General features: G+C 63.2%; 1 protein-coding gene. It reads right to left on the reverse strand.

Translation table 11 applies throughout. The features are described 5' to 3' along the window. Nucleotides 1-175 precede the first annotated feature (175 nt). A partial coding sequence (locus GY769_22315) for a nucleoside deaminase (protein MCP4204653.1) occupies nucleotides 176-513 on the reverse strand: 338 nt, incomplete at its 5' end.

Below are 513 nucleotides of genomic sequence, written 5' to 3' on the forward strand. Positions count from 1 at the left end.
ACCGGCCGCACGCGTTTTCTGTCGGGCAACGAAAAAGTCGCTCTACATGTAGCGAACTTTGTGCCCTAGCAATCTTCCGCTCGTCGCTAATAGCGGCAATTCAGAGCCTGTCGCTCACTTGTCCGAATGGCGGCTCAAACCGGACATCTAGCGTCCAAGAAGAAAGCCCCCCGCCTCAAATCACCGCGGGCTTGGTCTCCTCGAACCACCGCTTGACCACCGCATGCGCCTCGTCGTGCAGCAGGTTCTCGAAAGGCCGCTTGCGCTCGGCCGAGGGCAGGGTGGCCTCGCGCACCATGTCGTCGATGTCCATGCCGAGCTCGGCGGCGTAGCTGAGCGTGTTGCCGTAATAGACCCGGTCGATCTTGGCCCACCAGATCGCCGAGGCGCACATGGTGCAGGGCTCCCAGGTCGTATAAAGCTCGCAGCCCGAGAGATCCCACGTGCCGAGGCGGCGGCCCGCGTCGCGCAGCGCGTGGATCTCGCAATGGCCGGTCGGGTCGTTGTTGATCG

It is taken from the genome of bacterium (assembly GCA_024224155.1).
GTDB lineage: Bacteria > Acidobacteriota > Thermoanaerobaculia > Multivoradales > JAHEKO01 > CALZIK01.